This is a genomic window from Calditerricola yamamurae (assembly GCF_054654135.1).
Genome location: NZ_BAAIFH010000006.1, coordinates 106,222 through 122,249 on the forward strand (window position 1 = coordinate 106,222; position 16,028 = coordinate 122,249).

Sequence of the window (16,028 nt, forward strand, 5' to 3'; positions counted from 1 at the left end):
GTGGGTCTTCAGCTGGTCGTGTTGCCGCTGGCGATCATCCGGTTTCTCGACGAGTATCGGATGATGTAGAGGTCTCGGCGGGCGGTGGTGCGCGGCGAAGAAGGGGATGGCGCGGGGTTTGGCGAAGAGGAGCCATACCGGCGAATGTCCGGGAGCCGACAGCGGAGCAAAAAGGGGGGGAAGAGGGAATGGAGCTCGGTCTTCACGATAAGGTGTGCGTCGTCACGGCGGCGAGCAAGGGGATCGGGTATGCCATCGCCGCTGAGCTCCTTCGCGAGGGAGCGTACGTCGTCATCTGCAGCCGCGATCGGGAGCGCATCGCACGTGCTGCCGCAACGCTGGAGGCGGAGACGGGGCGTCCGGTGGCCTTGGCCCTCGAGGCCGATGTCAGCCAACGGGAGGCGATTCAACGGCTGGTGGCGGAAGTGGAACGTCGATTTGACCGGGTGCACGCCCTGGTGCTGAATGCGGGCGGGCCGCCGAGCGGTCCCTTTGCCTCCTTTTCGGACGAGGCGTGGGAGCAGGCCTTTCGCACCAACCTGCTCAGCGCCGTGCGCCTGGTACGGGAATTTTTGCCTCTCCTGCGCCGCGCGGGAGGGGCGCGGATCGTGGCCGTCGCCTCTTCGTCCGTCAAAGAGCCCATTCCGGGGCTGGCCCTGTCCAATGTGATGCGCGCCGGCGTTCAGGGACTGATGAAAACGCTGGCTGTCGAACTGGGGCCGGAGGGCATCTTGGTCAATACCCTCTGCCCGGGGCGTATCGCCACCGACCGGCTGTGCGAGCTGGACGAGGCGAGAGCGGCCCGGGAAGGCCGGTCGCGCGAGGCCGTGCAGCGGGAAATGGAAGGGGCGATTCCGCTCGGCCGCTACGGCACGCCCGGGGAATTTGCGCGGGTGGCCGCGTTCTTGCTTTCGGAAGCCAACACCTACGTGACGGGGCAGACGCTGTTGATCGACGGTGGACTGGTGAAGGCGTTCTAATTGCGAAAACGCAAGGACGGTGCCGATTCGGCACCGTCCTCAGACTGCAGACAAACTCCCTCGGTGCCAACGCAGCCGAGGGAGTTTTTTGTCGTCTGTGAGCAAAAAGGATACAGAAATTAAGGGCATGGCGCCCTGTTTTTCCTAACCTCCATAACCAATTCGCCAGCTTTTTTAAATTCATACAAGCAAAAACAAGCATCGCCTGCATTGTCACTTTTTCCAACCCACGTAAAGTGGTCCAACGCAAGCCATGCTTCTCCTTGAGATCCGCAAATACACGCTCAATCGTTTCCTTTCGGCGTGCATATAGGCGTTTATTCACTTCTGTATGGCGCAAGTGTTCCACTTCTTCCATGTAATGGGCCCAGATATGGCGGCTCACACGCTTAACCGCGTCGTGGCTTTCTGTGCACTGGGAGCGGAATGAACAAGATCGACAGGTCGTGGCATCGGAACGGTAGATTCGGTAACCCTCACGGGTCGTGGTTTCGTAGGTAAGCACTTGTCCGGCAGGACAAAGATAGCAATCGTAGTACTCATCGTACACGTAATCCTGCTTTCGATACCTTCCGTCTTTTGTGTGGGGACGGGTATACGGCATGACCGGACGGACCTGTTGGTCCAAGAGGTACTTGCTGATATAGGGTGTTTTATACCCTGCATCCACCGCGACAGCGCTGGGTTTTCCGACGTGCTTGACAGCTTGCTCGAACACATCCGGGAAAACCTGACTGTCATGAACGTTGGCGGCCGTGACGACGGCACTGACGACAAAGCCGTTTTGGTCGCTGGCCGCATGGAAGGAGTAAGCGAACGTCTGTTCCTTTTCGTTTTTGACAAACCAGCCGCTGTCCGGATCGGTGGTGCTTTTTTTCACCTCCTTCCAGACGGCTTTAGACTTTTTTGGCAACGGCTTTTTCCCGTGCGCTTCGCGGTCCTGGTTGATTTCCTCTTCGAGAAGTTCTTGATATTTCTTGCCTTCTTCCTGGACAAGCCGCTTGATGAATTTTCTCTTGTTGGCGTTGGCTTTGACATGGGTGGAATCGATATACAACACGGAAGGGTCGACCAGCCCATGATGGCAGGCTTCTTCAAGAATGCGCGTGAAGATCCTTTCAAAGAGGTCAGTACCCTTGAATCGGCGGACATAGTTTTTGCCAAACGTCGTGAAATGGGGGATGGGCTGGGTGAGATCGTATCCCAGAAACCACCGGTAGGCGAGATTGGTTTCGATTTCTTTGATGGTTTGACGCATGGAACGGATGCCGAACAGATACTGGATGAGCACCATTTTGATGAGGACAACGGGATCGATGCTGGGTCTTCCGTTGTCTGGGCAGTAACGATCTTCCACTAGTTCGTAGATAAACGAGAAGTCGATGGCGTTTTCGATTTTGCGAACCAGGTGATCCTGAGGCACCAATTCGTCCAACGAAACAACGGTAAGCTGGTAACGGCCTTCGGCCGATTGTTTTCTCAGCATGTGGCCACCTCTGCATGATGGGATAAGAACTCTATTCGACAAAAAAGCGTGTAGACCTTGTACCTCCCGGTACTTTGTCTACACGCTGAGGACGGTGCCGATTCGGCACCGTCCTTTTTTTCGGGGTTCCATGCGCGAAGGGCCGGGTGCGGAAAACGACCGCCTAGCGCGTCCCGTATGCGCGCACGGCGTGCACGCCGGGTTGTCGGTTCCGTGACCGGCGTCTGGCGGGCCGGCGGGTGGCTTCCCGTGAAAGGCTGAGCACGAGACCCGTTGCCGTCATACAGACGATGAGCGACGAGCCGCCGTAGCTGATCAGCGGCAGCGGAACGCCGGTGATGGGCAGCAGCCCGGTTACGCCGCCCAGGTTGATCAAGGCTTGGATGGCGATCATCCCGACGATGCCGGTGCCCAACAGGTGGGCAAAGGGATCTGGGCAGCGCAGGCTGAGGATCAGCATCCGCCACAAGTACACCAGGTACACAAGCACGAACACGACGCAGCCGACAAACCCGAATTCCTCGGCGAACACGGCGAAAATGAAATCGGTGTGCGGAAAGGGCAGGTAGAAGTATTTTTGGATGCTCTGGCCGAATCCGGCCCCCGTTACCCCGCCGTGGGCGATGGCATAGAGCGACATGATGAGTTGGTAGGCCGCGCCCTGCTGATCGCTCCACGGGTCGAGGAAAGCGGTAAAGCGCTCGATGCGGTACGACGCCATCAGGACGAACCCGGTGATGAGGGCAAGGGCGAGGACCCCCAGCTTCAGAAGGTGGCGCAGGTTGGCCCCGCCCGTGACGAGCACAACCCCCGCCGTGGCGATCAACACCAGACCCGTGCCCAGGTCGTTCTGCAACAAAATTACGAGGAAGAACAGGCCCGTCACGATGATCGGCGGCAAGAGCCCGGTCTGAAAGTCGCGAAACCGCTCCCCCTTCTTGGCGATCAGCGCCGAGAGATAGAGGAGGAGGCCGAGCTTGGCGAACTCTGCCGGCTGCAGGGACAAGGGGCCCAAGGCGATCCAGCCCCGTGCGCCGTTTACCTCTTTACCGACGCCAGGAAGAAACACCATCAACAAAAAAAGGAACGACCCTGCGGCAATGACCAAAAAGAGGCGCTTGTACACCCGGTAGGGGATGTTCATGGTCACAAGCAAGGCTATGAACCCGATTCCCGCGCTGATGAGCTGGCGCTTGACAAAATAAAAGGGATCCTCCTTGTACCAGTAGGCGATCACCTGGCTGGCGCTGGCGATCATGACGAGGCCGAAGCCCACCAGGACGAGAGTAAGAAAAAACAGCACAAAGTCGGGCGCTCCGCGTTTGGCTTCCATGGCGGCCTCCTCAAGTCCTTTGCAATCCAAAAAAACAGGAAAGAGAGGATTGCTCCTCTCTTCATTCGCGATGAGTTATCGAGATTCCTCTTTTTCCAAGGCCGCTTTCAATTCATCGAGGGCCCGCTTGGCTGCCTGCTCCACGGAGACCGGAACGGGAGCGTCATAATCAAGACCGTGGGGAAACAGGTGCTTGGCAATGACAGGTTCCTTCAGCTTCAACACGGCCATGGGATTTTCCAGCCGCCCTTTGGCCGCATCGGCCGGCACGCGCAGGTAGTACGTGGCGCCCGTATCCTTGTCGACCAGCTTGAAGTCGTAATATGCCTTATCGTAATCCCAAGCCCACCGGACAAATCCGAGATCGTTCATGAGTGCATCCAGTTCGCCCAGCGTTCGTTCGATTCCCGCAAGCCCGGTGTTGGCAATCTCCATTGCCGATCCTCCTTTGCCAGTGTGATCCCTCACCATCATAAATCGTTTTGGCGTGTCATGCAATTGTTGTCGCCGAATCGTTGGGGAGGGGATGAATAGCGCCGGGTGATTGGAGTCATAGTACAGGTGAAAAGGAGGAGGATGCACATGACCCGCTTGCGCGATGTGATGACAACGGATGTCGCCACCTGCACCCCGCAAGACAACGTGTATGAGGCGGCGGTGAAGATGCGCGACCTGAACATCGGGGGGCTTCCCGTGGTTGACGAGAGCGGACGGGTGATCGGCATGGTAACCGACCGCGATCTCGTCATCCGCGGGATTGCCGAAAAAAGTCCCAATTCCAGGGCCGTTTCGACCCTCATGACCCGGGACGTCGTCGTCGGCCGCCCGGATATGACCGTCGACGAGGCCGCTGAGCTGATGGCCCAGCGGAAAATCCGCCGCCTGCCCGTTGTCGATGACAGCGGTCGTCTGGTCGGCATTGTCGCCCTCGGTGATCTGGCGGTGCGCGACATCCACCAGGATGAGGCGGCGCAGGCGCTGCAAGAGATCTCTGAGCCGGCTCGGCCCAACCTGGACAACCCCCCGACCCTGGCCCACTAAGGGTTTCGAACCGGGGAAGACAGTTGCGCCAACATCCCTCCCGCCGAACGGGGCAGGGATGTTGGCGTTTTGTACGGGGATCTGCGCCCTACCGCATGAACCATTCGAATACGCGGAAGAAGAGGACGGTTAAGCCGGCTGCCATGAGCGGGCCGACGGGAATGCCCTTGAAGAAGACAATGCCGATGATGGACCCGACTACGAGGCCAACGATCAGTTCGGGTTCAAAGCGGAGCAGCTCAAGGCCCTTGCCGTTGAGGTAGGTGGCCAGCGCCCCGCCGAGGATGGCGAGAAGGCCGGGTGGAGACGTAAAAAAGCGCCCCAGGTCGCTCCAGGTGATTTTGCCCGTTGCGAAGGGGACGAGGACGGACATCATCAAAAAGAGCAGACCGAGCTCCAATCCCCGCCGTTCCACCGTAGGGAGGAAGCGTTCCAGTGCGGTCAGCTTGACGATCAACAGCAAACTGGCCGCCGTCGCGATCAGCGGCGACCGCCCGAACAGGCCGATGAGAATGAGCAGCACCAGCATGATTTCGCCGTTCATACCCGGACCCCGTTTCCTTGTGCAAGCTCTCTACGGCATGCTTACGCGGGACAGGGTCCCAACATGCGCCCTTGTCCCGCGAGCTTGACCGGATGCGTTTAGTGGGGTTCCAGGTAGAAGGGCAGGGTGTCGCCGCGCAGTCCGCGTCGCATCGCCTCCAGTGCCATCGCGTCGGAGGGGGCTACATTGCCGAGGTTGACGTGAGGGCCTAGCGCGCGCAGGAAGGTCACTTGCTGGTCCTTCTTCGGCGCCTCCCAAATCACGTTGTCGGTTCCAATGTCGGCGAGCAGCGTCAGAACGTCGTGGAGCAGGTCTTCGCGGAGCTGCCCGTCGGGGTCGTAAAGGCCCACGCCGCGCCCCGATTCCCGTCCCTCGATGAGGACGGCGCGCGCCCCGGCCTCAAGATCGGCCTGTGCCGTTTCCACCAGGGCGAACGGGGACAGGGGGGCGCCGTTTTTCTTTCCGTACTCCGTGTACACGATCAGGCCGCGCGCCAACGCCTCGCGGATCCAGCGCGTCCGTTCGGCGCGGGGTAAGGAGACCGTTCCCTCGGAAATTTCGACGGCCGTAAAGCCGAGGCGGGCAACCTGGTCGAGATAATCTCCCGCCCGCCGGCGGACGAAGGCGACCTCAAAAAATGTGCCGCCAGGGGTTATCTGCACGCCCCGTTCGGCGGCGAGGCGAATTTTGCGTTGCAGCACGTCGATGGGGTACAGCGCGGCGGTGCCAAACCCCAATTTGACGATGTCGACGTGGTCGCCGACCGTCTGGAGCCAGTCGGCAAACTGGGCCAGGCCCATCCCCTTGTCCAGAACCATGGTCAGGCCGCGCTGGCGCGGTTTCGGGGGGCGGCAGGCCGAGGGGTCAGCCAGCTCCCGGCTCCAGAGCGGCGAGACGGAGCGTTCCACCGCATTCGCCTCCTTGCATGAACCTGTTGCGAGGCCAGTGTATGCGGGCCGCTGTCCCGCCGTCACTTGAGCAGGACCGGTGCGGGCTTCCGAAGCAGCGTGCGCATCTCGCCGTTGTGGCCGCGCAAACGTGTGGCGTGCCCGATCCGCCGCAGCGCCAGGAAACCGGTGAACAGCACCAGCGCCGCCACCATTCCGAAGAGCAGAATCTTCCATTTCAGCAGCGCCCCGAACAGCGGCGGACCGGCGGCGACGCCCAAAAAGCGCACGCTGCCGTACAAGGCGGTAACCAGGCCGCGCTCCTGTGGACCGACGGCTGAGGTGATCAACAGGTTCAAGCCGGGGAGCACCAGCCCTGCCCCTACTGCTCCCACCGACAGCACGGTTACCAACCCGAACCTGCTCTCCATGAAGGGAGCGAGGGCGGTGGCGGCGCCGAGGAGCAGGAGGCCCGCGACGATCAGCCGCTTCAGGTAGCGCGCGCGACGTTGCAGGAAGACACCGGTTCCGTAGGCGGTGGCGCTCATGGCGAGCAGGGGGATGGCCAACACGAAACCTTTCTTCACACCGTCGATGCGGTAACGGTCTTCGAGAATATCCGAGAGGTAGACCAAGGTTCCGAAGAGGGTGAACAGTGTCACGGCCCCGGCCAAAAAGGCAACGGGCAGCCAGCTCCGCTGCCGCTTCCACATGCGCGCAAGGTCGCGTTTGTAGCGGGACAGGCTCGGCGCGTCCCCCCGCTTGTGCGTTTCGCGCACCCAGAGGGCGATGCCCAGCGCCGCCGGGATGCACAAGGCGGGGAAGGCGAAAAAGAGCGCATACCAGGCGAGAAGGGCAAGGAGGGAACCGAAAATGGGGCTGAGCACTTTGCCGATGCCGTTGGCCGCTTCCAATACGCCGAGGGCCCGGCTTCGCTCCCGGCGGGAAAACAGGTCGCCGGTCAGGGCCATGGCGATGGGGGCGGTGCCGGCTGCGCCCAGCCCCTGCAGAATGCGCCCGGCGACAATCCACGGGTAGGGTTGGGCGGCCAGCGTGGCGGCCAGGCCTGCAACCACGCCACCGGCGCCATAAAGGAGAAGACCGGGGATGATTACCGCTTTCCGCCCGAAGCGGTCAGCCAGTATTCCGGCGACGGGAATGACCAGCCCGGCCGGTATCGAGAACAAGGTGATGAGCAGGTTCACTTGCACGGAAGTCAAATGCAGTGCTTCTTTTATTTGAGGCAAAACGGGAATCAACATGGAGTTTCCGAGGACCATGATGAACGGCACCGTGCTCAGCATGGCCAAGGCAAGGGCAGGACTGTTCACGCCGTTTCACCGCCGTGGAGCAAAGGTTTGCGGATGACAAGTTTGCCGGAACGGACGCATACGTTTTTGGACGAGGGGGCCGTAACCGAAACAACGCGACACCACGGAAGAACGGGGGATCAACATGTCGGAGCTGGACAAAGCCGTGTTCGGCATGGCCGTTCTTCGCCTGTTGTCCGGCAGCACGGAGCTGATTGCCGCTGCCGTCATGCTCAAATGGAACCAAGTGGAAAAAGCCCTTGCGCTCAATTCCGTGTTGGCGCTCGTCGGGCCGCTGGTGCTGATCACAACGACGGCCATCGGGCTGATCGGCCTTGCCGACTCCCTTCCGCTCAAGAAATTGCTCCTCATCCTGTCCGGTGTGGCCCTGATCCTGATGGGCCTTCGCGCGTAGTGTGCCCGACGCGCAGGTCAGCATCTCGCGGGAATGATTGCCTTCGATCACGTTCCACGGTCCGGGGATACTAACGGGAGATCCCCGCTTGCAGGGGATCAGGCCAAGATCCCAAGGAGGTTTGGCAGCCGTGGAACAGCTGGAAGCGCGCGTGGCCTACTTGCGTGGATTGGCGGAAGGCGTGGGCGTGAAGGGCCCCGAGGGGCGAATCCTGGACGAAGTGATCCGGGTCATGGACCAGATGGCGAAACGGATGCGCGAGCTGGAAGTGCGCGTCGACGACCAGGAGGCACACCTGGAGGCGCTGGATGAGGACCTGGCCGACTTGGAGGTCTACGTCTACGGCGACGACGAGGAGGAAGAGGACGCGGACGCACTGGCCCTCGAATGCCCGAACTGCGAGGAGACGGTCCTTTTCGACGACGACGTGTTGACCGCCGACGACGTGGACGAGGTTTGTTGCCCGGCGTGCGGGGAGACGCTGCTGACGGTGGACGGCGTCGAGGAGGCGGAGCGGGAAGACGACGCCCCGCGTGCGGATCACGAGGGACAGCCGGTGCACGCGTAAGCCTCCGATCGACGACAACCGACCGCCAGGCGGGACGTGCGTTCCCGCCTTTTTTTTGCGGCCTTCGGGCGTTTCCTGCTTATCGGCGAGCGGAGCGTCATACCGGGGCCAAGCATTCCATAAAGATGAGGTAAGTCCACCCTGTCCCTCGCGCGCAGGGACCCGCCGCAGACAGGAGGAGGAAAAATGGTCCAGACGGTACTTCGCGTGTTGGCGCCAACCGTTCGTGCGTGCCTGCAGCGGATGCCCTCCGGCTGGGCGGAGCGGATCGAGGAAATCCGGATGCGTGCCCGTCGGCCCCTCGAGGTGGTCACCGCCGACGGCTTTGCCTTCGTCTCCCCCGACGGCCGCCCGGTGGTGCGGCCCCAGGGAGCCTATCATGTGTCGGAAGAGGATTGCCTTCAGACGCTTAACCTGCTCAGCCACTATTCGCTTTACGCCTTCGAAGAAGAGGTGCAGCGCGGCTTTGTCACCGTTGCCGGTGGCCACCGCGTGGGCTTGGTCGGCAAAGCGGTAGTGGAAAACGGCCGCGTGCGCCACCTGCGAGACATCGCCGGGTTCAATGTGCGCATCGCCCGCGAGCGGCCGGGGGCGGCAAAAGGGGTGCTGCCCCTCCTCCTAACCGGCGGCCGCCTGCTCAGCACGATGATCGTCTCGCCTCCGCAGTGCGGCAAGACCACCTTGCTTCGCGACTTGGTACGGATGGTATCCAACGGCGTACCCGAGCTGGGGCTTTGTCCGCGCAAGGTAGGCGTGGTGGACGAGCGCTCGGAGATCGCCGGATGTGTCCGCGGAGTCCCCACGCTGGATGTGGGCGTGCGCACGGATGTGCTGGACGGCTGTCCGAAGGCGGAAGGGATGATGATGATGATCCGCGCCATGTCGCCCGAGGTGCTGGTCACAGACGAGCTGGGACGCCGGGAAGATGCGCTAGCCGTGCAGGAGGCGGCCGGCGCCGGTGTCGTCCTCCTCGTGACCGCCCATGGCCAGGACTTGAACGATGTGGCCCGTCGCCCGGTGCTGTCGGCCATCGTGCAGTCGGGGGCCTTTGACCGCTTCGTCGTGCTGAGCCGCCGAAAGGGTCCCGGGACCGTGGAAGGCGTTTACGACGGCCAGTTTCGCCGCCTGGCACGGGAGGCGATCCCATGCTCAAGCTGATCGGCGCGGTGATGGTGTTCGGCTCGTGCGCCGCCTTCGGCTTTCTCGTCGCCCGCCAGTTGGCCCTCCGACCGCGTCAGCTTCTGCAACTTGAACAGATGCTGCGCGTGTTGGAGACGGAGATCGTCTACCGCAGCACGCCGCTTCCCTTTGCGCTGCGCCACCTGGCCGAGCGCTTTCGCGGGCCCCTTGCCGACCTGTTTGGGCAGGCGGCGGCCAACCTCGAGGAGATGGACGGTGCGGACAACCGGCTGTGCTGGGAACGGGCGGTGCAGCAATACCGTGGGGCGCTGGCGCTGAAGGAGGGCGACTGGGCCATTCTGCTTGAGCTGGCCGCGACGCTGGGCCGTTCTGATCGCCTGCACCAGCAGCGGCACATCGCCGCGGCGTGCGCCCACCTGCGGGCCGAGGAAGCCATAGCGCGGGAAGATCAGCGCCGGTACGAGAAGATGGCCAAAAGCCTCGGCGTCCTGACGGGTCTCCTCGTTGTGTTGCTCATGTACTGATGGGGGATGTGAGGTGCGGGTATGGGCTATGACGTGAACGCCATCTTTCAGATCGCCGGCATCGGGATCATCATCGCCATCATTCACACCGTGCTGAAGCAGGCGGGGAAAGAGGACATCGCCCATTGGGTCACACTGATCGGGTTCATTATCGTCTTGTTCATGGTTATCCAGTTTCTGAACGACTTGTTCCAAGAGATCAAACGGGTCTTCCTCTTCTCGTAGGAGGGGCGACGCGTGGACATCATCCAAGTCGTCGGGGTCGGCCTGGTCGCCACCGTCTTGATCCTCATCCTGAAGGAGCACAAGCCGCTCTTTGCCTTTTCCCTGACCGTCTTTACCGGCGTGATGATCTTCTTTTTACTCGTCAAGCAGATTTCCGCCGTGATTCGCGTCATCGAGCGGCTGGCCGTGCAGGCCGAAGTGAACCTGATCTACCTCGAAACCATCCTCAAGATTATCGGCGTGGCCTACATCGCCGAGTTTGGCGCGCAGATCACGCGTGACGCCGGTCAGGGGGCCATTGCCAGCAAGATCGAACTGGCCGGGAAGGTGTTGATTCTGGTCATGGCCATTCCCATCGTGACGGTGATCATCGAGACGGTGGTGAAGCTTCTCCCGGCCTGATCCGACATTCGCGTGAAGGGATGGACAGCGGTGTGGAGAAAGACGGGAATCCTGGCCGTGCTGCTGGCCTTGTGGGCGGTGCCGGCCGGAGCCGAGTCCCTCGACGAACTCGTTCGTTGGCAGTGGGAGCGCCTCGACACGGCAGCGGTGGAACAGACATGGCAGGCGCTGCTTCGCGAATACGAGCCGTACTTGTCTGGGGTGCGCGCGCCGAGCCTGCTCGACGTGTTGCGCCAGGACGGCGGGATGCAGGTGACGGCGGTGTTCAAGGGCCTGGCCGCCTATTTTCTGCACGAGGTGCTGACCAGCGGCCGTTTGATCGCCACTATTGTCATTCTTACCGTGTTCAGCATGCTTCTCGAAACCCTGCAGAACGCCTTTGAGCGGAATACGGTCAGCAAGGTGGCCTACGCCATCGCGTACATGGTGCTGATCGGGATAGCCGTGGGCAGTTTTCACCTTGCCATCGGGTACGCCCGCGAGGCCATCGACCGCATGGTCCACTTCATGCTGGCGCTGATCCCTCTCGTGTTGACCCTGCTGGCGGCCATGGGCCACCTCGCCTCCGTGTCGATGTTCCACCCGCTGATCGTCTTCCTGGTCAACGTGAGCGGCACGTTGATTGCCCAGATCGTCTTCCCGCTCCTGTTCTTTTCGGCTGTGCTGTCCATCGTCTCCAACTTCTCCGACCGCTACAAGGTGACCCAGTTGGCCAACCTGCTGCGGACGATCAGCCTGGGAACGCTGGGTGTGTTTCTCACCGTGTTTCTTGGCGTCGTGTCCATCCACGGGGCCACCAGCGCCGTCGCCGATGGGGTGGCGCTGCGCACGGCCAAGTTCCTCACCAGCCAGTTTGTTCCCGTCGTCGGTCGCATGTTTTCAGACGCCGCGGACACGGTTCTCGGGGCGTCGCTCCTGGTGAAAAACGCCGTCGGGCTGACGGGTGTGGTCATCTTGCTCTTTCTGTGTGCGTTTCCGGCGGTCAAGATCTTGACCCTGGCGTTCATCTACAACCTCTCGGCGGCGGTGCTGCAGCCTCTGGGCTCGAGTCCGATCATCGGGTGCTTGGGGGCGATCGGGAGAAACTTGCTCTTCGTCTTCGCGGCGTTGGCCACGGTCGGGCTGATGTTCTTCCTCTCGATCACCATCCTCATCGCCGCCGGCAACGCTGCGGTGATGCTGCGGTAGGGGGTGACGCGGTGGACACGCTGGCCTTGTGGCTGAAGAAAATCGTGCTCCTCGTGCTCCTCGCCACGGTGCTGGACTTGCTGCTCCCCAATACCGAGTTGCAGCGGTACGTCAAGCTGGTGATGGGACTGATCATCCTGCTGGTCATCCTGAATCCAATCCTGACGCTGGTTTCGCCCCACATCACGGACGAATGGATTACGCTGCAGGCCGCTGGCACCGGGCCGGCGATGGAGAGCGTGGACACGATTGCCGAGAAGGGACGCGCCCTGCGCCAGGACCTGGACCGGCGCGCCCTGGAGGAAGCCCGGACCCGCGTCGAGGAGCTGGTGAGGCGCCAGGTGGAGACCGCCTTCGGGTATACGGTGGACGAGGTGGTCGTGGAATGGAGCCGCGAGAAGGATGGCGTGGCGCTGGCCGCCTTGACCGTCAGCGTACGGGAGCGGCGGGATGCGGCGGAGGCGCCGCGCGGGGGGGAGGCGGACGGCGGCGGAAGCGTCGATCCCGTCAGTCCGGTGGACGTGCGCGTGGAACGCGAAGCCGAACGGGAAGTTCCTGTTGCGCGTTCTCCGGGCGGGCAGCGCTTGCCCGAGGTGGAAGCCCACCTGGCCAACGTCCTCGCGGTGGAGAAAGATCGGGTGCGCGTGGTGATGGACAGCGGACCCAAGCGTCAGGCGGAGGCGGGTCCGCGCACCGCGTAGGCGGATCGCGGGCCAGGGGCGCGGAACGCAAAGAACCGGTCGGGAAATGGAGGGATGTGCGCAGTGGGCAAAAGCGGATGGTTCCCCTTTGGGGGCAGGTCGGGGGAAGGAGGGAAGTTGACCCCGCTGCACTGGCTCATTCTTGTCCTCTGTGTGGGGGTGGGGGTCATGCTCGTGGGGAACACCCTGGACATTGAGAAGGATACGCCGCCGGAACCGATGGCACGGGATACGCCGGCGGCGGCACCAGGTGGGGGCGAGCCGCAGACGATCAAGCAGCTGGAAGAGTATTACGAGTCCCAGCTGCGGGACATGCTGGAGCTGGTGATGGGCGTCTCCGATGTGTCGGTGATGGTGAGCCTGGAAACGTCGCCCGAACAGGTGGTGCAGGTGAACCGCGACAACCGCCAGCAGGTGATCGAGGAGCAGGACAGCCGTGGCGGGACGCGCAAGACTACCGACGCCACGCAGCGGGACCAGGTGGTGGTGGTCAACCAGGGCAGCGGGGAGCAGCCGGTGGTGATCAAGACGCGCCAGCCCAAGGTGCGCGGGGTGCTGGTGGTGGCTCGGGGGGTCGAAAACGTGCAGGTGAAGCGGTGGGTTGTCGAGGCCGTGCAGCGGGTGTTGGACGTGCCGGCGCACCGCGTCTCGGTGCTCCCGAAAAAACCGTGAGGGGGAATGATGGGGATGCAAGCGCGCAAACATGTCTGGTTGCTTTCCGCGTTGACCGTCATGGTGGTGGTGTCGGCCTACCTGCTCTTTGCCCAACCGGCTCCCGAACCTCCGGTGGCCTTTAACGCCGGGGGCGAGCCGAGGGAGACGGATGCACCGGCAGGCAGCGTGACGACGACCGAATCGGGTCCGGACTCCGCAGGCGGCAAAGCCGGCGCGACGAAGGCTCCGTCAAAGGAACAGCCGACCAACGCGCCGAGCGGCCAGCTCAATGCCGGGTCCGACGACTTCTTTGCCAATTACCGCTACATGCGAGAAGAGATGCGCGCCCGCCAGCACGAGGAACTGCTTGAGGTGTTGGCCAGCTCCGAGGCGTCGGCGGAAGCGGTCGCCGAAGCGAAGAAGAAGCTGGATGCCCTCGAGGATGCCGCCAGTGCCGAAATGCAGCTGGAGGAACTGATCAAGGCGGAGGGGTATGCCGATGCCGTCGTCATGCAGCAGAGCGGGCGCGTTAACGTGGTCGTCAAAGCGGCGGAGCTGAAGCCGGATCAAGTACTGGCCATCATCCACCTGGTGAGCAATCATCTGAACATTCCGGGGCGCAACGTTACCGTCAGCTTCAAACCGTGACGGCATTAAGAGGCAGGGGAGCGGTTCAGGGTGCCTCCTGCCTCCTTTTCTTCACTTTTATGAATCTTTTGTTTTTATTCCATATATTTGACGATTTCATTGGTTTACACTATTCTAATGAAAGGTGAATGTTTGGGTGAAAACCATCAAAGCGCAGGAATTCCAATCCAGGACGGGAGGTTGCAGGACAATGCCGAAATTGTCAGAACGCATTCCACCCCTGCCGGGCGAGAAGCCCAACCTGGAGAACTACGAGGAGGCATGCCGCACGTTCACGTGGGAAGGAGCGGAACGGGTGTTCTCGTGGGCCGAGACGGGACGGGTCAACATGGCCTACGAGTGCATCGACCGCCATTGCACCGGCCCGCGCAAGGACAAGGTTGCCCTTTACTATCGCGATTCGACGGGGCGCGACGAGGCGTACACCTACGACGAATTGCGCGTACTGTCGAACAAGTTCGGCAACGTGCTGCGCAAGCTGGGCGTGCGCAAGGGCGATCGCGTGTTCCTTTTTCTGCCGCGCTCCCCGGAGCTGTACGTTAGCCTGCTCGGCATTCTCAAGATCGGCGCCATCGCCGGACCGCTGTTCGAGGCGTTTATGGAGGAGGCTGTGCGTGACCGCCTCAAGGACAGCGAAGCCGTGGCCCTGGTCACCACACCGAAGCTCCTGCCGCGAGTGCCGGTAGGGGATCTCCCGGCGCTGCGGCATATTATCCTTGTCGCCGCTCCCGGGGAGGTGGGTGATGCCCTGGCGGAAGGCCTCTACGACTACCACCGGGAGATGGCTGCGGCGCCGGAGACGCTGGAGATCGAGTGGGTCGACCGCGAGGATGGGATGATCCTCCACTACACCTCGGGGTCCACGGGCAAGCCGAAGGGCGTCCTCCATGTGCACAACGCGATGATCCATCACTACTGGACAGGGCTGTGGGCGCTCGATCTGAAGGAAGACGACGTGTACTGGTGCACGGCGGATCCCGGCTGGGTAACGGGGACATCCTACGGTGTCTTTGCCCCCTGGTTGCATGGTGTGACCAACGTGGTTTGCGGCGGCCGGTTCGACCCCCGCGAATGGTATACCACCCTCGAGAAGTACCGCGTCACCGTGTGGTACAGCGCCCCAACGGCTTTCCGCATGCTGATGGGCGCGGGGGAACGGGTGGCCCGGGAGTACGATCTCTCGTCCCTGCGGCACGTGCTGAGTGCCGGCGAGCCCCTCAATCCCGAAGTGGTGCGGTGGGGCCTGAAGGTGTTCGGTCTCCGCATCCACGACAACTGGTGGATGACGGAGACGGGCGGCATTATCTGTTCCAACTATCGGTGCATGGACATCAAGCCCGGATCCATGGGCAAGCCGTTCCCCGGCGTCCAGGTGGCCATCCTCGACGACGAGGGGCGCGAGCTGCCGCCGTACCGCATCGGCCATTTGGCTATCCGTGTCGGCTGGCCGTCGATGATGCGCAAGATCTGGAACAACGAGGAAAAGTACAAGGAGTATTTCCGGTTCCCCGGCTGGTACCTGTCCGGTGACACCGCGTACAAGGACGAGGACGGGTACATCTGGTTCCAGGGCCGTGCCGACGACGTGATCAACACCTCCGGCGAACGTGTCGGCCCCTTTGAGGTGGAAAGTTGCCTCGTCGAACACCCGGCTGTGGCCGAGGCGGGGGTCATCGGCAAGCCCGATCCGGTACGCGGGGAGGTTATCAAGGCGTTCGTCGTCCTTCGCGCGGGTTACGAACCGACGGAGGCGCTGAAGCAGGAGATTGCCCAGTTCGTGCGCGAGCGCCTGGCGGCCCACGCCATGCCGCGCGAGATCGAGTTCCGCGACCAGCTGCCCAAGACGCGCAGCGGGAAGATCATGCGCCGCGTCCTGAAGGCGTGGGAGTTGGGGTTGCCCACTGGCGATCTGTCGACGTTAGAGGACTGACGTGGTGCGGATGACCATTTGTGCCAGCGGCCGAGCTCTATGGTATAATACA

General features: G+C 62.2%; 18 protein-coding genes and 1 pseudogene. 13 read left to right on the forward strand and 6 right to left on the reverse strand.

The window, feature by feature from the left end; translation table 11 throughout:
- Positions 1-188: 188 nt before the first annotated feature.
- The gene (locus tag ACYQ0Z_RS06840; RefSeq protein WP_459865822.1) at positions 189-980 is read left to right on the forward strand and encodes an SDR family oxidoreductase; all 792 of its coding nucleotides are present in this window, start codon (positions 189-191) and stop codon (positions 978-980) included.
- Between the two features lie 145 nt (positions 981-1,125).
- Here the strand turns inward: ACYQ0Z_RS06840 and ACYQ0Z_RS06845 are convergent.
- The 3 genes and pseudogenes from ACYQ0Z_RS06845 to ACYQ0Z_RS06855 form a co-directional block, all read right to left on the reverse strand.
- Positions 1,126-2,466: pseudogene (locus ACYQ0Z_RS06845) on the reverse strand (IS1182 family transposase); the annotation flags it as partial.
- Positions 2,467-2,629: 163 nt separating this feature from the next.
- Positions 2,630-3,799, reverse strand: coding sequence for a putative lipid II flippase FtsW (gene ftsW / locus ACYQ0Z_RS06850; protein ID WP_459865824.1), 1,170 nt, complete (start codon positions 3,797-3,799; stop codon positions 2,630-2,632).
- Positions 3,800-3,874: 75 nt separating this feature from the next.
- Entirely contained in the window at positions 3,875-4,234 is a 360-nt protein-coding gene (locus ACYQ0Z_RS06855; RefSeq protein ID WP_459865826.1) for a YugN family protein, read from the reverse strand.
- A 147-nt stretch (positions 4,235-4,381) separates the two neighbouring features.
- On the opposite strand from ACYQ0Z_RS06855, the gene ACYQ0Z_RS06860 reads away from it, so the two are divergent.
- Positions 4,382-4,840: a CBS domain-containing protein gene (locus ACYQ0Z_RS06860; protein WP_459865828.1), complete on the forward strand. Its 459-nt coding sequence runs from the start codon at positions 4,382-4,384 to the stop codon at positions 4,838-4,840.
- Between the two features lie 88 nt (positions 4,841-4,928).
- Here ACYQ0Z_RS06860 and ACYQ0Z_RS06865 read toward each other — a convergent pair whose 3' ends face one another.
- From ACYQ0Z_RS06865 to ACYQ0Z_RS06875, 3 genes are all read right to left on the reverse strand, one after another.
- The gene (locus tag ACYQ0Z_RS06865) at positions 4,929-5,384 is read right to left on the reverse strand and encodes a DUF441 domain-containing protein (protein ID WP_459865830.1); all 456 of its coding nucleotides are present in this window, start codon (positions 5,382-5,384) and stop codon (positions 4,929-4,931) included.
- A 98-nt stretch (positions 5,385-5,482) separates the two neighbouring features.
- On the reverse strand, positions 5,483-6,292 hold the full coding sequence (comA, locus tag ACYQ0Z_RS06870) for a phosphosulfolactate synthase (protein ID WP_459865832.1): 810 nt from the start codon (positions 6,290-6,292) through the stop codon (positions 5,483-5,485).
- A gap of 62 nt (positions 6,293-6,354) precedes the next feature.
- Positions 6,355-7,575 carry an MFS transporter gene (locus tag ACYQ0Z_RS06875; protein WP_459868763.1) on the reverse strand — a complete coding sequence of 407 codons (1,221 nt, stop codon included), beginning with the start codon at positions 7,573-7,575 and terminating at the stop codon, positions 6,355-6,357.
- Between the two features lie 151 nt (positions 7,576-7,726).
- Here ACYQ0Z_RS06875 and ACYQ0Z_RS06880 point away from each other — a divergent pair, with 151 nt between their 5' ends.
- From ACYQ0Z_RS06880 to acsA, 11 genes are all read left to right on the forward strand, one after another.
- Positions 7,727-7,996: a YqhV family protein gene (locus tag ACYQ0Z_RS06880; RefSeq protein WP_459865834.1), complete on the forward strand. Its 270-nt coding sequence runs from the start codon at positions 7,727-7,729 to the stop codon at positions 7,994-7,996.
- 130 nt (positions 7,997-8,126) lie between these two features.
- Positions 8,127-8,564, forward strand: coding sequence for a CD1247 N-terminal domain-containing protein (locus ACYQ0Z_RS06885; RefSeq protein ID WP_459865837.1), 438 nt, complete (start codon positions 8,127-8,129; stop codon positions 8,562-8,564).
- 186 nt (positions 8,565-8,750) lie between these two features.
- Positions 8,751-9,722 carry a stage III sporulation protein AA gene (gene spoIIIAA, locus ACYQ0Z_RS06890; RefSeq protein ID WP_459865840.1) on the forward strand — a complete coding sequence of 324 codons (972 nt, stop codon included), beginning with the start codon at positions 8,751-8,753 and terminating at the stop codon, positions 9,720-9,722.
- Positions 9,710-10,228: a stage III sporulation protein SpoIIIAB gene (gene spoIIIAB / locus ACYQ0Z_RS06895; protein ID WP_459865844.1), complete on the forward strand. Its 519-nt coding sequence runs from the start codon at positions 9,710-9,712 to the stop codon at positions 10,226-10,228. Before spoIIIAA ends, spoIIIAB begins: the two co-directional genes overlap by 13 nt.
- A 21-nt stretch (positions 10,229-10,249) precedes the next feature.
- Positions 10,250-10,453 carry a stage III sporulation protein AC gene (gene spoIIIAC, locus ACYQ0Z_RS06900; RefSeq protein ID WP_459865847.1) on the forward strand — a complete coding sequence of 68 codons (204 nt, stop codon included), beginning with the start codon at positions 10,250-10,252 and terminating at the stop codon, positions 10,451-10,453.
- A 12-nt stretch (positions 10,454-10,465) separates the two neighbouring features.
- Positions 10,466-10,855 carry a stage III sporulation protein AD gene (gene spoIIIAD / locus ACYQ0Z_RS06905; RefSeq protein ID WP_459865850.1) on the forward strand — a complete coding sequence of 130 codons (390 nt, stop codon included), beginning with the start codon at positions 10,466-10,468 and terminating at the stop codon, positions 10,853-10,855.
- A gap of 30 nt (positions 10,856-10,885) precedes the next feature.
- Positions 10,886-12,043: a stage III sporulation protein AE gene (gene spoIIIAE / locus ACYQ0Z_RS06910; RefSeq protein WP_459865853.1), complete on the forward strand. Its 1,158-nt coding sequence runs from the start codon at positions 10,886-10,888 to the stop codon at positions 12,041-12,043.
- An 11-nt stretch (positions 12,044-12,054) separates the two neighbouring features.
- The gene (spoIIIAF, locus tag ACYQ0Z_RS06915; protein WP_459865855.1) at positions 12,055-12,744 is read left to right on the forward strand and encodes a stage III sporulation protein AF; all 690 of its coding nucleotides are present in this window, start codon (positions 12,055-12,057) and stop codon (positions 12,742-12,744) included.
- 117 nt (positions 12,745-12,861) lie between these two features.
- Positions 12,862-13,416, forward strand: coding sequence for a stage III sporulation protein AG (spoIIIAG, locus tag ACYQ0Z_RS06920; RefSeq protein WP_459865858.1), 555 nt, complete (start codon positions 12,862-12,864; stop codon positions 13,414-13,416).
- Between the two features lie 15 nt (positions 13,417-13,431).
- Positions 13,432-14,046, forward strand: coding sequence for a SpoIIIAH-like family protein (locus ACYQ0Z_RS06925; RefSeq protein WP_459865861.1), 615 nt, complete (start codon positions 13,432-13,434; stop codon positions 14,044-14,046).
- Between the two features lie 190 nt (positions 14,047-14,236).
- Positions 14,237-15,976, forward strand: a complete 1,740-nt coding sequence (gene acsA, locus ACYQ0Z_RS06930) for an acetate--CoA ligase (RefSeq protein ID WP_459865864.1) — start codon at positions 14,237-14,239, stop codon at positions 15,974-15,976.
- Positions 15,977-16,028 lie beyond the last annotated feature (52 nt).